This is a genomic window from Cronobacter turicensis (assembly GCF_041222865.1).
GTDB lineage: Bacteria > Pseudomonadota > Gammaproteobacteria > Enterobacterales > Enterobacteriaceae > Cronobacter > Cronobacter turicensis.
This window is the reverse complement of the sequence record NZ_CP165997.1, coordinates 4165745-4184605: the sequence shown is the minus strand read 5'-3', so window position 1 is coordinate 4184605 and position 18861 is coordinate 4165745. Positions and strand designations below refer to the sequence as shown.

General features: G+C 57.0%; 11 protein-coding genes. 9 read left to right on the top strand and 2 right to left on the bottom strand.

What is annotated here, in order from left to right; translation table 11 throughout:
- The first annotated feature begins 20 nt into the window (after nt 1-20).
- The 9 genes from metB to AB8W27_RS19880 all read left to right on the top strand — a co-directional run bounded on the left by metB (nt 21) and on the right by AB8W27_RS19880 (nt 14288).
- Nucleotides 21-1175, top strand: coding sequence for a cystathionine gamma-synthase (metB, locus tag AB8W27_RS19920; RefSeq protein ID WP_041923063.1), 1155 nt, complete (start codon nt 21-23; stop codon nt 1173-1175).
- Nucleotides 1176-1184: 9 nt separating this feature from the next.
- On the top strand, nt 1185-3617 hold the full coding sequence (locus tag AB8W27_RS19915) for a bifunctional aspartate kinase/homoserine dehydrogenase II (protein ID WP_012814850.1): 2433 nt from the start codon (nt 1185-1187) through the stop codon (nt 3615-3617).
- Between the two features lie 336 nt (nt 3618-3953).
- Nucleotides 3954-4859, top strand: coding sequence for a methylenetetrahydrofolate reductase (metF, locus tag AB8W27_RS19910; RefSeq protein WP_012814851.1), 906 nt, complete (start codon nt 3954-3956; stop codon nt 4857-4859).
- Nucleotides 4860-5205: 346 nt separating this feature from the next.
- Entirely contained in the window at nt 5206-6495 is a 1290-nt protein-coding gene (locus tag AB8W27_RS19905) for a PAS domain-containing methyl-accepting chemotaxis protein (protein WP_041923064.1), read from the top strand.
- Nucleotides 6496-6769: 274 nt separating this feature from the next.
- Nucleotides 6770-8428, top strand: coding sequence for a malate dehydrogenase (quinone) (gene mqo, locus AB8W27_RS19900; RefSeq protein ID WP_041923065.1), 1659 nt, complete (start codon nt 6770-6772; stop codon nt 8426-8428).
- Between the two features lie 635 nt (nt 8429-9063).
- Nucleotides 9064-9621, top strand: a complete 558-nt coding sequence (locus AB8W27_RS19895) for a fimbrial protein (RefSeq protein ID WP_041923066.1) — start codon at nt 9064-9066, stop codon at nt 9619-9621.
- Nucleotides 9622-9675: 54 nt separating this feature from the next.
- Nucleotides 9676-10374: a molecular chaperone gene (locus AB8W27_RS19890; protein WP_041923067.1), complete on the top strand. Its 699-nt coding sequence runs from the start codon at nt 9676-9678 to the stop codon at nt 10372-10374.
- Between the two features lie 45 nt (nt 10375-10419).
- Nucleotides 10420-13089, top strand: a complete 2670-nt coding sequence (locus tag AB8W27_RS19885; RefSeq protein WP_012814857.1) for a fimbria/pilus outer membrane usher protein — start codon at nt 10420-10422, stop codon at nt 13087-13089.
- A gap of 107 nt (nt 13090-13196) precedes the next feature.
- A complete protein-coding gene (locus AB8W27_RS19880) occupies nt 13197-14288 on the top strand; it encodes a fimbrial protein (RefSeq protein ID WP_041923068.1) in 1092 nt (363 codons plus the stop codon).
- 66 nt (nt 14289-14354) lie between these two features.
- Here AB8W27_RS19880 and ppc read toward each other — a convergent pair whose 3' ends face one another.
- On the bottom strand, nt 14355-17006 hold the full coding sequence (gene ppc / locus AB8W27_RS19875; protein ID WP_012814859.1) for a phosphoenolpyruvate carboxylase: 2652 nt from the start codon (nt 17004-17006) through the stop codon (nt 14355-14357).
- A 536-nt stretch (nt 17007-17542) separates the two neighbouring features.
- Nucleotides 17543-18694, bottom strand: coding sequence for an acetylornithine deacetylase (argE, locus tag AB8W27_RS19870; RefSeq protein ID WP_041923069.1), 1152 nt, complete (start codon nt 18692-18694; stop codon nt 17543-17545).
- Between the last annotated feature and the right edge of the window lie 167 nt (nt 18695-18861).

Sequence of the window (18861 nt, the reverse complement as noted above, 5' to 3'; positions counted from 1 at the left end):
ATGCCAGGAAACGACTCATCATGACGCGTAAACAGGCCACCATCGCAGTGCGCAGCGGGCTCAATGACGACGAGCAGTACGGCTGCGTCGTCCCGCCGATTCACCTCTCCAGCACCTATAACTTCACCGGCTTTAATGAACCGCGCGCGCACGACTACTCCCGCCGCGGCAACCCGACGCGCGACGTGGTACAGCGTGCCCTGGCGGAGCTGGAAGGCGGCGCGGGCGCTGTGCTGACCAACACCGGCATGTCGGCGATTCATCTGGTCACCACCGTTTACCTGAAGCCCGGCGATCTGCTGGTGGCGCCGCACGACTGCTACGGCGGCAGCTATCGCCTGTTCGACAGCCTCGCGAAACGCGGCTGTTATCGCGTGAAATTCGTCGATCAGGGCGATGAGGCGGCGCTGAAAGCGGCGCTTGCCGAACAACCGAAACTGGTGCTGGTGGAAAGCCCGAGTAATCCCTTGTTGCGCGTGGTGGATATTGCGAAAATTTGCGAACTTTCGCGCGCGGCCGGAGCCATAAGTGTGGTGGATAATACGTTCATGAGCCCGGCGTTGCAGAATCCGCTGGCGCTGGGCGCCGATCTGGTTTTGCACTCCTGCACCAAATACCTCAACGGGCACTCCGATGTGGTGGCGGGCGTGGTGATTGCGAAAGATCCGGAGCAGGTTACGGAGCTTGCCTGGTGGGCGAATAACATCGGCGTGACCGGCGGCGCGTTCGACAGCTACCTGCTGCTGCGCGGCCTGCGTACATTGAGCCCGCGTATGGAAGTAGCGCAACGCAACGCCAGCGCGATTGTCGATTTCCTTAAGCAGCAGCCGCTGGTGAAAAAGTTGTATCATCCGTCGCTGCCGGAGAATGCGGGGCATGAGATAGCCGCCCGCCAGCAGAAAGGCTTCGGCGCGATGCTGAGTTTTGAACTGGATGGCGATGAAGAGACGCTGCGCCGTTTTCTCGGCGCGCTGGAGCTGTTCACGCTGGCGGAATCGTTAGGTGGGGTAGAGAGCCTGATTTCCCACGCCGCGACGATGACTCATGCCGGCATGGCGCCACAAGCGCGCGCCGCCGCGGGCATTTCCGAGACGCTGCTACGTATTTCGACCGGTATTGAAGATAGCGAAGATTTAATTGCCGACCTGGAAAAAGCATTCCAGGCGGCGAGCTAAGGGGTAAGCATGAGTGTTACAGCGCCTGCAGGGACGAACGGTCGTCAGCTGCACAAATTTGGCGGCAGCAGTCTCGCCGACGTGAAATGTTACCTGCGCGTGGCGGGTATCATGGCCGACTATTCCCGCGCCGGGGATATGATGGTGGTGTCAGCGGCGGGCAGTACGACCAACCAGCTGATCAGCTGGCTGAAGTTAAGCCAGAACGATCGCCTCTCTGCGCATCAGGTGCAACAGGCGCTGCGCCGTTATCAGAGCGAGCTTATCTCCGGGCTGTTGCCTGCCTCGGTCGCCGACGGCCTGGTCAGCGAATTTATCCGCGACCTGGAGCGTCTCGCGGCGCTGCTCGACGGCGCCATCACCGACGCGGTTTACGCGGAAGTGGTCGGCCATGGCGAGATCTGGTCCGCGCGCCTGATGGCCGCGGTGCTCAATCAGCAGGGCATCGACGCCGCCTGGCTCGATGCGCGCGATTTCCTGCGTGCAGAGCGCGCCGCGCAGCCGCAGGTGAACGAGGGTCTTTCCTTCCCGCTGTTGCAGCAGTTACTGGTTCAGCACCCGAATAAACGTTTAGTCGTCACCGGGTTTATCTGCCGCAACGACGCGGGCGAAACCGTGCTGCTCGGCCGTAACGGCTCCGACTACTCGGCAACACAAATCGGCGCGCTGGCGGGTGTGTCGCGCGTCACCATCTGGAGCGACGTGGCGGGCGTTTACAGCGCCGACCCGCGTAAAGTTAAAGACGCTTGCCTGCTGCCGCTGCTGCGCCTCGATGAAGCGAGCGAGCTGGCGCGGCTGGCCGCGCCCGTGCTGCACGCCCGCACATTGCAGCCGGTTTCCGGCAGCGATATCGATTTACAGCTGCGTTGCAGCTACAGCCCGGAGCAGGGCTCCACGCGCATTGAGCGCGTGCTGGCCTCCGGCACCGGCGCGCGTATCGTCACCAGTCATGACGACGTCTGCCTTATCGAATTTGAAGTGCCGTCGCACCAGGATTTCAAACTGGCGCATAAAGAGGTTGATGCGCTTTTAAGGCGCGCTCAGCTGCGTCCGCTGTCGGTGGGCGTACATCCCGATCGCCGCCTGCTGCAACTCTGCTATACCTCGGAAGTCGTCGGCAGCGCGCTCAAATTGCTGGAAGACGCCGCGCTGCCTGGCGAGCTGCGCCTGCGTGAAGGGCTCGCGCTGGTGGCGCTGGTGGGAGCGGGCGTCTGCCGCAATCCGCTGCACAGCCACCGCTTCTGGCAGCAACTGAAAGATCAGCCGGTAGAGTTTATCTGGCAGTCGGAAGACGCTATCAGTCTGGTGGCGGTGTTGCGCGCGGGCCCGACGGAGAGCCTGATCCAGGGGCTGCACCAGTCGCTGTTCCGCGCCGAAAAACGCATCGGGCTGGTGCTGTTCGGTAAAGGGAATATCGGCTCGCGCTGGCTGGAGCTGTTCGCGCGCGAGCAGGAGACGCTCTCTGCCCGCACCGGGCTTGAGTTTGTGCTGGCGGGCGTGGTGGACAGCCGCCGCAGCCTGCTGAATTACGACGGTCTGGACGCGAGCCGCGCGCTGGCGTTCTTTAATGATGAAGCGGTGGAGCAGGATGAAGAGTCGTTGTTCCTGTGGATGCGCGCGCACCCGTACGACGATTTAGTGGTGCTGGATGTAACCGCAAGCCAGGATCTGGCAGACCAGTATCTCGATTTCGCCAGCCACGGTTTTCACGTGATCAGCGCCAATAAACTGGCGGGCGCGAGCAACAGCCAGAACTACCGTCAAATCCGCGACGCCTTCGCCAAAACGGGCCGCCACTGGCTTTATAACGCGACCGTGGGCGCGGGCTTACCCGTGAACCACACGGTGCGCGATTTGCGCGACAGCGGCGACTCGATTCTCTCCATCAGCGGGATTTTCTCCGGCACGTTGTCGTGGCTGTTTTTACAGTTTGACGGTACGGTGCCGTTTACCGAGCTGGTGGATCAGGCCTGGCAGCAGGGCCTGACGGAGCCGGACCCGCGTGTAGATCTTTCCGGGAAGGATGTGATGCGCAAGTTAGTTATCCTGGCGCGCGAGGCGGGCTACGATATCGAGCCCGATCAGGTGCGCGTGGAGTCGCTGGTGCCCGCCGGGTGCGAAGAAGGGTCGGTGGACCATTTCTTTGAATATGGCGACGCGCTGAACGAGCAGATGGTGCAGCGTCTTGAAGCAGCGCGCGAGCTGGGTCTGGTGCTGCGCTATGTGGCGCGCTTTGACGCCAACGGCAAGGCGCGCGTCGGCGTCGAGGCGGTGCGTCCTGAGCATCCGCTGGCGTCGCTGCTGCCATGCGATAACGTGTTCGCCATTGAAAGCCGCTGGTATCGCGATAACCCGTTAGTTATCCGCGGGCCGGGCGCCGGGCGCGATGTGACCGCCGGCGCGATTCAGTCGGATCTTAACCGTCTGGCACAGTTGCTCTGATTTCACCGTGGTGGGTGCGCTGCGCTTACCCACCCTACGTAATGCCTGCGTTTTATTGAGTAGGGCGGGTAACACCCCACGCCACATCCCCTGTAGGGCGGGTAAGCGCCAGCGCACCCGCCATGCCAGATAACACCCACGCCTCTTTCTTCCGCTGTACAACCTTTGCGCGTTTCTCCGTCATGAACCTTTTTCATCTTCGCTGAAAAATACTCACATCAAGTGATGATTTACCTGTTGACGCCATCGGGCTTTTCCGTCATTTTTACATCTGGACGTCTAAACGTATAGAAGTCAACACACGCGACCACGACACAGCGATTGATGAGGTAAGGTATGAGCTTTTTTCACGCCAACCAGCGGGAGGCCCTGAATCAGAGCCTCGCAGAAGTGCAGGGACAGATTAACGTCTCGTTTGAGTTTTTCCCGCCGCGCACCAGTGAAATGGAGCAGACCCTGTGGTCCTCTATCGATCGCTTGAGCAGCCTGAAGCCAAAGTTTGTGTCGGTGACCTACGGCGCTAACTCCGGCGAGCGCGACCGCACCCACAGCATCATCAAAGGCATCAAAGACCGCACCGGTCTTGAGGCGGCGCCGCACCTTACCTGCATTGACGCCACGCCGGATGAGCTGCGCACCATCGCGCGCGACTACTGGAACAACGGCATTCGCCATATCGTCGCGCTGCGCGGCGACCTGCCGCCAGGCAGCGGCAAGCCGGAAATGTACGCCAGCGATCTGGTGGCGCTGTTAAGAGAGGTCGCCGATTTCGATATCTCCGTCGCCGCGTACCCGGAAGTGCACCCGGAGGCGAAAAGCGCGCAGGCGGATCTGCTGAATCTGCGCCGTAAAATCGACGCGGGCGCTAACCGCGCCATCACCCAATTCTTTTTTGATGTCGAAAGCTATCTGCGCTTTCGCGACCGCTGCGCGGCCACGGGCATTGATGTGGAAATCATCCCCGGCATTCTGCCTGTCTCCAACTTTAAGCAGGCGAAAAAGTTTGCCGACATGACCAACGTGCGCATTCCGTCCTGGATGTCGCAGATGTTTGCCGGGCTTGATGACGACGCCGAAACCCGCAAGCTGGTCGGCGCCAACATCGCGATGGACATGGTGAAGATTTTAAGCCGCGAAGGCGTAAAAGATTTCCACTTCTATACGCTCAACCGCGCGGAAATGAGTTACGCCATCTGCCATACGCTGGGCGTCCGGCCTGGGCTGGAACTGAAAACCGCATAACCCTGCGGGTTGATGAAGAGGAGGCGCAAGCCTCCTTTTTTTATCCATCGTAAACGTGATTGTTACAAAACTTATATTTCCGTTGTCCGGGGTACTTGTACAGTTGTGGATATCTCTGTACAGGATATCTCTCCTTAAGCCAAATCGAGATGTTTTTCCGCTTCCTTCCCGAGAGGTTTAAGCGTGCTGGTGCTATTTCTGACTGTTAGCAGACATATTATTAATCGTGATTTTTTATTATGAAAAATATCCGCGCTGGCAGCTATCGGAGCGATATAAAAATACACGTTATGTCTTATCTGTTATTGCCGATATGCTGTGTAAGAAACCTTCCTGGATAGCAATAATGATTAGCACGATAACCAATATTTTAAAAAATCACGCGGCGTTTGCTGCGATAAAAGAACATATGGCGGTTATTCTTTTCCGCCCCGATGGCACTATCGTGGAGGCGAATCCGGCTTTCCAGAATGCCATGGGATATTCGCTTAGCGAACTGGTGGGGAAGCACCACCGCATGTTCTGTTCGCCGGAATATGTCGCCAGCCCCGAATATAAACAGTTCTGGCACCGTCTCGGGCGCGGCGAAACCTTCAGCGATAAATTCCAGCGTTATAAAAAAGACGGCAGCGAAATGTGGCTGGAGGCGAACTACATTCCGGTCATCGGCAAAAACAATAACGTTGAGTATGTTCTTAAACTGGCGCGTGATATCTCAGGAAGGATCCATGACGCGCTGAACAAAGACGCTATCCTCAAGGCGGCGCACCGCTCGATGGCGATTATTGAATTTACGCCTGACGGGCATATCGTCTCTGCCAACGAGAACTTCTGTAAGGCTTCCGGGTACACGCTGAACGAAATCATCGGCAAGCACCACCGTATCTTCTGCGAGCGCGACTACGCGACGAGCGCGGAGTATGCCGATTTTTGGCGCAAGCTGAACCACGGCGAATTCGCCTCCGGGGATTTCCGCCGCGTCACCAAACACCGTCATGAACTCTGGCTACGGGCGAGTTACAGCCCGGTTTTTGACGATAAAGGCCGTCTTTATCGCGTGGTGAAATTCGCCTATGACGTGACGGCTGAAGTGCAAAAAAGCCGTGACGAGCGACAGGCGACGGAAAGAGCGGAAGCGGTTTCCCGCGAGACGCTGACCAAAACGGTCGAGATAAGAAAGACCTTAGATGACTGCGTCACCGCGATGGAGAATATCCAGCGCAATATGGAGCAGGTTATCGCTATCGTGACCAACCTGAAAAATGACTCTGAAAGCATTATGGATCTGTCGTCGGTCATCGCTCAGATAGCGACCCAGACCAAACTATTGTCATTAAACGCCTCGGTAGAAGCGGCGCGTGCAGGCGATGCGGGTAAAGGGTTCTCTGTCGTGGCGACGGAAGTTAAATCGCTGGCGGACCGTATCGATGACGCGACCGGAAAAATAACGCGTATTACCGAGCAGAACGATCACCTGACGAAAAGCGCGCTGGATTCCATCTGTCGCAGCGGTAAAGAAGTGGCGTCTACTACCGTTATTTCTCGCGAGGCGCTGATGCTGACCAAAGAGATTGAAGGCTACGCCAGAAATATTCTCGAAGCCGTCAACGCGATCGGTAAAGCCATTAATGCCTGACGACCTGCGGCATCATCGGGAATAATCGCAACGGCGGTAAGGGTTTTATGCGTGATATACCCGCTGCCGCCCGGTATAAAACCATTTTCGTGGATAGCCGGAAATGGCTGATTATTTTAAGGAAATGATTCGACGCTATTTACAGGATAGACGTGCGAAACGTCTGATATAACCGCACGCTCTTTGAGGTTGTTAATTTTTTGTTTTAATAATTTTAAAAATTTAATTGATGCGTTAAAATAATCAGCTAAATTTTCAATGATAGTTGATTGTGATGTCTAAAATGGGTTTCAGCAGAAAGCAGGCACCGGCTTTCTCTCTTATTGCTTTACTTGTCAGTTCAGCCGCTTATGCGGATAACTTCACGGAAAAAACCGATGTCCTGCTGATTGGCGGCGGCATCATGAGCGCGTCGCTCGGCACGGTCCTTCAGGAGATCCAGCCGGACTGGAAACAGCTGATGGTGGAAAAGCTTGATGGCGTGGCGCTCGAATCCTCAAACGGCTGGAATAACGCCGGGACCGGCCACTCCGCGAACATGGAGCTGAACTACACGCCAGAGCGTGAAGATGGCTCGATTGACGTCACCAAAGCGCTGGAAATCAATGAAGCGTTTATGATTTCTCGCCAGTTCTGGTCTTCTCAGGTGAAGCGCGGCGTGCTTAATGACCCCCACTCCTTTATTAACTCCACGCCGCACATGAGCTTTGTCTGGGGCGATAAAAATGTGGAGTACCTGACCAAACGCTACCAGGCGTTGCAGCAGACTACGCTGTTCCAGGGGATGCAGTTCTCCACCGATCAGCAGCAAATCAAAAAATGGGCGCCGCTGATTATCGAAGGCCGCGATCCGAAGCAGAAAGTCGCCGCCACCTGGACGCCGGTCGGCACCGACGTCAACTATGGCGAAATCACTCGCCAGCTGGTGGGCAGCCTGAAGAAAACCAGCAACTTCAAACTGGAAACCTCTTCAGAAGTTACCGATTTCAAACGCAACGCCGATAACTCCTGGCACGTGACGATCACCGACGTGAACAGCGGGAAAGAGCACGCCGTGGACGCGAAGTACGTGTTCATCGGCGCGGGCGGCGGCGCGCTGAAGCTGCTGCAAAAAACCGGCATTCCGGAAGCGGATAACTATGCAGGCTTCCCGGTTGGCGGCTCATTCCTGGTGTCTGAAAACCCGGAAATCGCCCGTCAGCATGGCGAGAAAGTCTATGGCCAGGCCTCCGTTGGCGCGCCGCCGATGTCCGTGCCGCACCTTGACGCCCGCTTCCTGGACGGCAAGCGCGTGGTGCTGTTCGGGCCGTTCGCCACGTTCTCTACCAAATTCCTGAAAAACGGTTCGTTCTTTGATCTGCTGAGCACCACCACCACCAGCAACTTTATGCCGATGACCGATGTGGGCCTTGATAACTTCGATCTGGTGAAATACCTGATTGGTCAGGTCATGCTGAGCGATGAAGACCGCTTCGACGCGCTGAAAGCGTACTACCCGACAGCGCGTAAAGAAGACTGGAAACTTATCCAGGCGGGCCAGCGCGTACAGATCATCAAGAAAGACCCGGAGAAAGGCGGCGTGCTGAAGCTGGGTACTGAAATCGTCACCGACCAGCAGAAAACCCTGGCGGCGCTGCTTGGCGCGTCTCCTGGCGCCTCCACCGCGGCACCGATTTCCATTAACGTTATCAAACAGCTGTTCCCGGAGCAGTACAAATCAGAAGCGTGGCAGAGCAAGCTGCGTGAGATTGTGCCGAGCTACGGTCAGAAGCTGAATGGCAATGTGGCGCTGACCCAGCAGGTATGGGATGAGACGGCGGCCACGCTGCAGCTCACCAAACCGCCGGTGATCCAGATGAAAGACGCGAAGCCCGCCACGCCGGAAGCCAAACCGGCGCAGGCGGCCAGCCCGCAGCACGATATGGCGCTGTAAGCACAACCGCGTGATACAAGAAAGGGGGCCACTGGCCTCCTTTCTTTTTTGTGCGGCGCTGGTGCTGTTAATGGTTAATGTAAGATAAATTCCTGACAAATCTTCCGCATCACCGCCACCACGGGATTGTCTTTCTGGTTTCCATTCAAATTAATGATAATAAATAAAGCAGTTTGCCACAGAGGTAATTATTCTGACTGGATTTTACTTATTGTCTTAATAATGAATTATTGTTGCTGATTTTCTCTTTTTACGTTTTCCTGATATTTAGGAAATAGCCCTGATCCTTTTCAGGTAATTATTTTTAAAGACGTTTTTTTAGAGATGTGCGTTTATTCATTGAAGCTGGTAAAGGTTCGTCTATTGTTCCGCAGATGATGATTTTTATAATGTGCGCATCATCGTGACGTTGTGAATAGCGCTTTCCAATAACGAGAAATCACCGCGTAGCAATCGGCACTGGCGGTAAATCATCACGTAGTCATAAACAATGGCGCGAAATATAACCGCAGATGAGAACCAGTTTTGTCCTGATACGCAGGGCGCATTCGGGGCGAAAATTATATTCACAGGCTGTGAATATAGTCCGGCTATTTTGATAAATAGCTTAACTTTTAATGTAATTAGGATGATATATGAAAAAGTTAGCACTTGGCCTTTCTTTAGCTGCGGCGATGGGATTTGCCGCGACCGCGCAGGCCGCTTCCACCGGCACAATTACCTTTGAAGGGGAACTGACGGCAACATCATGTGACGTAACCGTAGACGGTCAGGGCGCAGACGCGACAGTTACCCTGCCGACACTGGGTATCAACCAGCTCGAAGCCGCAGGTAAAACAGCAGGCCGTACCAATTTTCTGATGGAGCTTGCCAACTGTGAAGGCACGCTGAAAACCGTGGCGGCCTACTTTGAAGCGGGCGCCTCTGTCGATCCGGTAACGGGCCGCCTGAAAAACGCCACCGGTACGGACAATGCTAAAAACGTCAGCCTCCAGCTGCGTGATGCCTCCAGCACCTCCTACGCCGTGATTAAAGCGGGTAGCGCAAGCCAGGCGACAGACACGACCTATATCGCGTACGACACCACCGATGGCTCCGCCACGCTGCCTTACGCGGTGGAATATTACGCAGAAGATGCGACCACTGCCGGTAAGGTTAACAGCAGCGTCGTTTATTCACTGATGTATAAGTAAAAACGCGACAGGAAGGGGTAACCCTTCCTGTATTTCCTCAAGGGAGTGAATAGCATGGCGAATACCCTTTCCTGGAAGGGCGCTTTCTTTGCGCTGGCGACGTGGTTCGCCTGTCCGGCGACCATCGCCAGTATCGTGATTACCGGCACCCGCGTGATTTACCCGAGCGACGCGCCGGAAGTCAGCGTTAAGCTCGATAATAAAGGAACCTCGCCGGTATTAATTCAAAGCTGGATCGATAACGGCAATGCCGATGCCGCGCCAGAAACTATCCAGGTGCCATTTATTCTGACGCCGCCCATTAACCGGGTAGAGCCGGATAAAGGCCAGACGCTGCGTATTACTTTTACCGGTAAATTATTGCCAGCGGATCGTGAATCCGTTTACTGGCTTAACGTGCTGGAAATCCCTGCCAAAAAAGCGTCTACGGTCAACGATAACTATTTACAGGTCGCGTTTCGCTCACGCATTAAATTATTTCTTCGACCAAAAGGCCTTGAAGGCAATGCCAACCAGGCGGTAACTCAGGTGACCTGGCGGGCGAACGGCCAGACTATCGAGGCGATAAACCCTACGCCTTATTTTATCTCCCTGGTCAATCTGAAGGTTAACGGGAAAACCATTAATGCTGACATGATGTCGCCGAAATCCACCATGACGGTAAAACTGTCCGGCAGCCCGGGGAATAAACTCGCAGGCGTCTTTGTTAATGATTATGGCGCACTGAATGAATTCGAAGCGACGCTGAAATAAGTCGTCGCTCTGTTTATTCCACTATCACTCTAAAAGAGACGCGTGATGAAAAAGAGGTTGCGCCAGGGACATGCGGCGACGCGCACGCCCGGCATTATGGCTATGATGGTTTTTCTGCTGGCAGCGCCAGTTCAGGCGGAAAATGTGCCGGGAAAGCCTTCAGAAGCCCCCGTTGATATCGCAGAGCATGTCGAATTCGATAATATTTTCCTGAACCTGGAAAATAAAAATGCGGTGGATTTGAGTCGTTTCGCCAATGGCGCGACGGCGCTGCCGGGCCGCTATCGCGCGTTGATTTATATTAACGGGCAGGCGACGCTCACCAGTGAAATTGACGTGGTGGCGCAGCCGGATAAAACCAGCCGCGTCTGTCTGACGCCGGACCTGATTAAGACCATCCCCTTTAACTACGAAAAGTTGCCGAAGGATTTTCTGGCGTCTTTCCGGCAAGGCCAGCCATGTCTCGATCTTGAAAAGACACTGCCGCATTCGGAAATCGTATTTGATAGCAGCGAGCAGCGGCTCGATATTTCGGTCCCGCAAATTTACCTGCTGCATAACGCGCGCGGCAGCGTAAACCCTGAGCTGTGGGACAGCGGCATTCCGGCGCTGATGCTCGGATATAACATGAGCGGCTACTCCAGCCACGCCAACGGCGAAACGCTCGACTCTTTTTATTCAAGCCTTGAAGGCGGGTTGAATGTCGGCGCCTGGTATCTTCGCCATAATGGCTACTACAGCTATATGGAAAAAGGCGAGCGCCAGTACAGCAGCATCAGCACCTATCTGCAACGCGATATTCCCGTGATTAAAGGGCGGGCGCTGGTCGGGGAGACCAACACGCAGGGCCAGGTGTTCGATACGCTGCCTTTTAAAGGCGTTCAGGTTGCGAGCGACGAGCGGATGCTGCCGGAATCGCAGCGCGGCTATGCGCCTGATATTCGCGGCGTCGCCCGTACCAATGCCCGCGTCACGGTACGCCAGAGCGGGCAGACCATCTATGAAACCACCGTCGCGCCCGGCGAATTTGCGATTAACGATCTCTACCCGACGGGCTACGGCGGCAATCTTGACGTGACCGTCTATGAAGCGGACGGCAGCGAACAGCATTTCCAGGTGCCTTACGCCTCGGTGGCGCAACAGTTGCGCCCCGGCGCGCTGCGTTATTCCGTCGTGGCGGGGGAGTATCGCAATGATTCCCTGCGCAGCAAACCGGCGTTGTATCAGGCGACTTACCAGTACGGGATCTCCAACCGCCTGACGAGCTATGGCGGCGTGCAGGTGAGTCAGGGCTATTACGCGCTGCTGTTTGGGATGGCCTTCGGTACGCCGCTGGGTTCGCTGGCGCTGGATATCACGCAGGCGCGCACGCATCTGGATAACGGCACTTACGTGAATGGTCAGCGTCAGGCCGACAGCCTCAGCGGGCAGAGCTACAAACTCAGCTTCAGCAAGGATATCACGGAGACGCGCAGCAATATCTCGCTGGCGGCCTATCGCTTCGCAACCAGCCAGTACATGGATTTCCAGACTGCGATGCTGACGCGCGACGCGGTCGATCGCGGTGATTCGCCGGACAGCATTCTGCGCATGAAAAACCAGTTTGTGGCGACGGTCAGCCAGGGGCTGGATGACGGCTGGGGGCAGTTTTACCTCAGCGGCTCGCTACAGGATTACTGGAACAAAGCGGGGTCCGATAAACAGTTTCAGGTCGGCTATAACAACACCTATAAAAGCCTGACGTACGGCCTGACGGTGAGCCGCACCTACAGCAAAGAGAACGAAGGGCAGACCAACTATTTGCTGACCATGAGCTTCCCGCTGGGTCAGGACTTTGAGCAGCACACCCCCCATGCGCATATCGATTTAACGCGTGACAGCAACGGCCATGACGCACAGCAGCTTGGCATTTCCGGCTCGCTTGGCGAGTACAACCAGATGAACTACAGCATGACCGCGATGAACGGCGATCAGGGAGAAGGCACCAGCGGCTCCTTTAACGCCGATTACCGCAGCCAGGTCACATCACTGAGCGGCGGCTATAGCGTGGGCGATCACTACAGCAGCGTATCGCTCGGCGCCACCGGCACTATTCTTGGGCATGCAGGCGGGCTGACGTTTACGCCGTATACCTCAGATACCTTCGCGCTCGTAGAGGCAAAAGGCGCACGCGGCGCGGCGGTGTCGTCCTATCCCGGCGTGTTTGTGGATGGCCGTGGTTACGCCGCCGTGCCGTATCTCGATCCGTACCAGTTCAACGACATTACTATCGACCCGAAAACCGCGCCGGTAAATGTGGAGCTGGAGAACACCTCGCAGAAAGTGGCGCCTTATCTGGGGGCGGTCGTCAAACTCACCTACAAAGCCAATACCGGCACGCCGGTACTTATCGCCTCGCGCTATCAGGGCGAACCGGTGCCGTTCGGCGCGATGGTGTTTGACGCTGAAGGCAATCAGGTTGGCTCGGCAGGGCAAGGCGGTCTGGTCTATGCGCGCGTTGGCAATAACCAGGGCCAACTGACGGTTAAATGGGGCGAAAGCGTCGGTATGCAGTGCCTTATCAGCTATTTATTGATGCCGCAGGCGGAAGGGCAGCGCCAGTCTATTCAGCGCTTCGATACGCCGTGTCTGCCGCCTGCCGGGGGCGTGTCGCCCTCGTCGTCGCTACAGCTCTCCACCGATCGACGCCGCCAGGCTGCTTTTACGGCCGGATAACCCCGGCCTGACGGGCCGGGCAATAACACTTTCCTGTGACAGGAACGATGCACTGTAAAGAGGGAATTATGGCTGTAAGGAAAACGGTTTTAACTCTCCGGGCCGGCATGCTTTTACTGCTGGCATTCGGTGGCCACGCGCTGGCTTCAACGTCATGTTCTTATCACGCCGGCTCGCACGCGATGAGCGTGACGTTGCCGATTAACGGGACGATTTCAGTCGGCTCTGACGCCTCTGACGGGCGCACGCTCTACCGGCTGCATTACATGCCCAGCTCACCGGTCAAAATTGACTGTTTATCAACCGGCAGCACGCCTTATGAGGTCTCGTATGATTACCGCTGGACCAGCACGCCGCACGGGCTTTCACCCTGGAACGGGCCGCCGTATCCGGGCAAAGTCTGGGATACCAACCTGCCGGGTGTGGGCGTCGCGGTATGGGCGCAGGGCGCAAAAGATGTCGCCATTCCGGGGACGTATTACATCGACACCATTCATCCGCAGCCTAATCAGAACGTTAACCACACGGTGAATAGCGAGTTCTGGCTCTATCTCATTAAGACCGGCCCTGTACAGCCGGGATATGTGAACGGCCAGGATCTGCCGTCGATGGCGGTCGATTTCATCGCGTCGGGGGCCGCTGGCAGCCCGCTAAATGCGCTGAAAATCAACTTCACCGGGTCGGTGAATATCGCCGCGCTCTCCTGCACCACGCCGGATGTTAACGTGAAGCTCGGCACCTGGAGCGCGGAGAACGATTTCAGCGGCGTAGGCAGCGGGACGGAGTGGCGCGATGCGTCGATTACCCTGACCAACTGTCCACGCGCCTGGGGCATTCGCACTAATATCAACGCGAATGACAGCGGGATTACCTCGATGGGCAACGCCTCGCCGAACCCGGTGTGGATCACGATGAAGCCCTCCACCACGGTGATTGACGCGAATAACGGTATCTTCGCCGTGACGCCAGGTAACGACAGCGCCAGCGGGGTCGGCATTCAGATAGCCAAAGGCAACGTGTCGGATGCGACGCATGAGCCGATGGCGCTGAACACCTATACCAATAACTACTGGGATCTCAGCACCGACGATGTCTCCACGCACCGCATTCCGTTTGTGGCGCGCTATGTCCAGACGGAAGATCGGATGCGCCCCGGCAAGGCGAACGGCGCGATTACGTTTACGGTGCTCTATTACTGACGCATTATGTCGCGCCCATAAAAAAGCCCCGGCGTGCCGGGGCTTTTTACGTTGTGCGGCGTGGCATCAGCCGGTGTTGCGCATCCCCGCTGCGACGCCTGCGATGGTGACCATTAGCGCCTGTTCAACGCACGGGTCTGCCGGTTTGCCTTCTTCTTCCGCCTGGCGTGAACGGTGCAGCAGCTCTGCCTGAAGGACGTTCAGCGGGTCGGTGTAAATATTGCGCAGCTGGATGGACTCGGCAATCCACGGCAAGTCCGCCATCAGATGCGAGTCGTTGGCGATATCCAGCACCACTTTGATATCCGCTTCCAGCAGCTGGCGCAGCTCCTGGCCGAGCGGCCAGAGTTCCTTTTTCACCAGACGCTGATCGTAGTAGTCCGCCAGCCACAGATCCGCTTTGGCAAACACCATCTCCAGCATGCCGAGGCGCGTGGAGAAGAACGGCCAGTCGCGGCACATGGTTTCCAGCTCATCCTGTTTGCCATCTTCCACCACTTTTTGCAGCGCGGCGCCCGCGCCCAGCCAGGCGGGCAGCATCAGACGGTTTTGCGTCCAGGCGAAAATCCACGGAATGGCGCGCAGCGATTCGACGCCGCCGGTCGGACGACGTTTGGCCGGACGTGAACCGAGCGGCAGTTTGCCGAGCTCCTGCTCTGGCGTGGCCGAGCGGAAGTACGGCACGAAATCTTTGTTTTCGCGCACGTAGCCGCGGTACATGGCGCAGGAGATGTCGGAAAGTTCATCCATGATGTGACGCCAGGCGGCTTTCGGCTCCGGCGGCGGCAGCAGGTTGGCTTCCAGAATGGCGCTGGTGTAGAGCGACAGGCTGCTGATGGTGACTTCCGGCAGACCATATTTAAAGCGGATCATTTCGCCCTGTTCGGTCACGCGCAGGCCGCCTTTCAGGCTGCCCGGCGGCTGGGAGAGCAGCGCCGCGTGGGCTGGCGCGCCGCCACGGCCAATGGAGCCGCCGCGTCCGTGGAACAGCGTCAGCGCGATACCCGCTTTCTCGCAGGTTTTGATTAGCGCGTCCTGCGCCTGATACTGCGCCCAGGAGGCGGCCATCACGCCCGCGTCTTTCGCGGAGTCGGAATAGCCAATCATCACCATCTGTTTGCCCTGGATAAAGCCGCGATACCAGTCGATATTCAGCAACTGCGTCATCACGTCGTTGGCGTTGTTCAGGTCATCAAGCGTTTCAAACAGCGGCGCTACCGGCAGCGCGAAGCCAATACCCGCCTCTTTCAGCAGCAGGTGAACGGCCAGCACGTCAGACGGCGTTTTCGCCATGGAAATCACGTAAGCGGCGATCGAGCCTTTCGGCGCTTCGGCGATCACTTTGCAGGTTTCCAGCACTTCGCGGGTGTTGTCGCTCGGCTCCCACTGGCGCGGCAGCAGCGGACGTTTGGAGTTGAGTTCGCGGATCAGGAATGCCTGTTTGTCGGCTTCCGACCAGCTTTCGTAGTCGCCGATGCCGAGATAGCGGGTCAGCTCGCCCAGCGCTTCGGCGTGGCGGGTGCTCTCCTGACGGATGTCGATACGCACCAGCGGCACGCCGAAGGCTTTAACGCGGCGCAGGGTGTCGAGCAGTTCGCCATTGGCGATAATCCCCAGCCCACAGGCGACAAGCGATTCATAACAGGCGTAGAGCGGCTCCCAGAGCTGTTCGTTCTGGGTCAGCAGGCCCTGCGGCTTCGGCAGCTTCTGGCCTTTCAGGCGCGCTTCAAGCCAGGCCTGGGTCGCGAGCAACTGCGCGCGCAGCCCTTTCAGCAGATAACGGTAAGGCTCCTGCGCGCCCTCTGTGCCGACATAGTCGCGCAGCGCGTCGCTGCACTCCACCATGGAGAGTTCGGAAATCAGCACCTGAATATCTTTCAGGAACAGATCGGTCGCTTTCCAGCGGCTCAGCAGCAGGACGTGGCGGGTGATATCCGCAGTGACGTTCGGGTTGCCGTCGCGGTCGCCGCCCATCCAGGAGGTGAAACGCACCGGCACGAAATCCACCGGCAGTTTGTAATCGAGATGCGCTTCGAGCTGTTCGTTCAGTTCGCGCAGGTAATTCGGTACGCCTTCCCACAGGCTGTTTTCTACCACCGCGAAGCCCCATTTGGCTTCGTCCACCGGGCTTGGGCGGTTTTTACGGATTTCGTCGGTATGCCAGGACTGCGCGATAAGCTGGCGCAGGCGGCGCGTTATCTGGTTGCGTTCGTAGTCGGCGATATCTTTGTGGTCGAGCTGTTTTAAGCAGTTGTTCACTTCGACCATTTTATGGATCAGCGTACGGCGGGTGATCTCGGTCGGGTGCGCGGTCAGCACCAGCTCCAGCGACAGCGATTCCACGGCCTGACGAATCGCGGTTTCGTTGATGTCCGGCTGATCTTTGAGCTTACGCAGGGTGCGGGCGATAATTTCCGGGTTGCTGGCGGCTTCGCCTTTCGGCGAAATGCTGTGGTATTGCTCGGCGGTATTGGCCAGATTCAGGAACTGACTGAACGCGCGGGCCACCGGCAGCAGTTCATCATTGGAAAGATTTTGCAGCGTGGTTAACAGCGCCTGGCGGTCGGCCTCATTGCCAGCACGGGACGACTTCGACAATTTGCGGATTGTTTCTACGCGGTCAAGGATGTTTTCTCCCAGCGCATCCTTGATGGTATCCCCGAGCAACTTGCCGAGCATACTGACATTGCTTCGCAAAGCGGAATATTGTTCGTTCATATAACCCCAGACACCCCATCTCAATTATGTTTAATACCCGTCGTCTTTCGCGCCGCAGGCGCGTTGGCCGCGCCTGGCGACCCCGGTCACTTACCGATGTAAGCTCCCGGGGCTCACCAGGCTTGCCGCCTTCCTGCAACACGAAATCCTTGGGTATAGGTTCTGCAAAAAATCAGGACACCGAAAAGCGATAGCTTTTACTTACGTCCGAAAGTTCAGGCTTGAATGACTTCTTACTTTATAAAGCCACGTGAAATCCCGTTCGTCAATTGCTGCGAAATCGGTTCAGCAGGTGAATAAAGCGCGGCAATTTATGAAAGTTAATTCACGTTATTGCAGATAAGTAACGCTTATGAAAATAGCGTGCAGGCGCCAGGGGCGATATGCAGTCGCACGCGCTGCGTGAGAGTGTAAACGCAGTGGAATGGGCTGAGTTTGCCGGGTGAGCTGGCGGGTGCGTGTGGCTTACCCGCCCTACGGTAAAATGACTTGTAAGGTGGATAAGCGTAGCGCATCCACCATGACATTCAGGGCATTCAGTGCCAGCAGAAGTGGTGCACCACCTGCGAAATTAATTCGCGGGTCGGCTTGATAAACCGCGTTTCCAGATATTCATCCGGCTGGTGGGCCTGATTAATCGAACCGGGGCCGAGCACCAGCGTCGGGCAAATCGTCTGAATAAACGGCGCTTCGGTGCAGTAGTTCACCACATCGGTTTGCGCGCCGAGCAGCTTTTCCACCACCTGCACCAGTTTGTGATCCGGCGGACATTCGTAGCCCGGGATCGGCGGATGCAGATCGTAGACCGTCAGGCGGCCCGGCCAGCGCAGGCTCACCGGCTCCAGCGCCTCGTTCAGCAGGCCGCTCAAATCGTCAAGTGTCATGCCCGGCAGCGGACGAATATCCATATGCAGCTCGCAGCAGGCGCAGATACGGTTCGACGCGTCGCCGCCGTGAATATGGCCGAGGTTAAGCGTCGGGTAAGGCACCGTAAACGCGTCATAGTGATAACGCGCTTTGAGCGAATCGCGCAGTTGCATAATGCGCCCGATGGCGTCATGCATCAGCTCAATGGCGTTGATGCCGCGCTCCGGGTCGCTGGAGTGGCCGGATTGTCCCTCTACGCGGATAGCGCTGGAGATGTGGCCTTTATGGGCGCGGATCGGCTGTAGCGAGGTCGGCTCGCCGATGATGGCGCAGTCCGGACGAAGCCGGGTGGTTTCAGCGAAATAGCGCGCGCCCGCCATGCTCGTCTCTTCATCGGCCGTCGCCAGGATGTAGAGCGGTTTTTTCAGCTGCGTCACATCCACGTCACGCAGCGCATCGAGAATAAACGCGAAAAAGCCTTTCATATCGGCGGTGCCGAGCCCGAACAGTTTGTTGTCATGCTCGGTCAACGTGAAAGGATCGCGCGTCCAGCGTCCGTCGTCGAAAGGCACGGTATCGGTATGCCCGGCCAGCAACAGGCCGCCCGCGCCGCTGCCGGTGCTCGCCAGCATATTGAATTTATTGCGCGTACCGGGGACCGGCTGCACTTCGACCTGGAAGCCGAGATTGCCAAACCATTCCGCCAGCAAATTGATTAAAGTCGCATTGCTCTGATCGAGCGCGCTGTCGGTGGCGCTGATGGATGGCGTAGCGATAAGCGTGCGGTAAATCTCGATAAAAGGCGGTAATTTCATTTTCACTGTTGACAGACCTCAGGTCGTGATAGTATCAATATTCATGCAGTATTTGTGAATAAAAATACATTAACGTTGAGCGTAAGGGAACCGCCGGGTTCCGGTGAAGACGATACGCTCGCGGACGCGGCAACGGCCTGGAGGCCCGCGCCTGAAATACATGACGGTAAAAG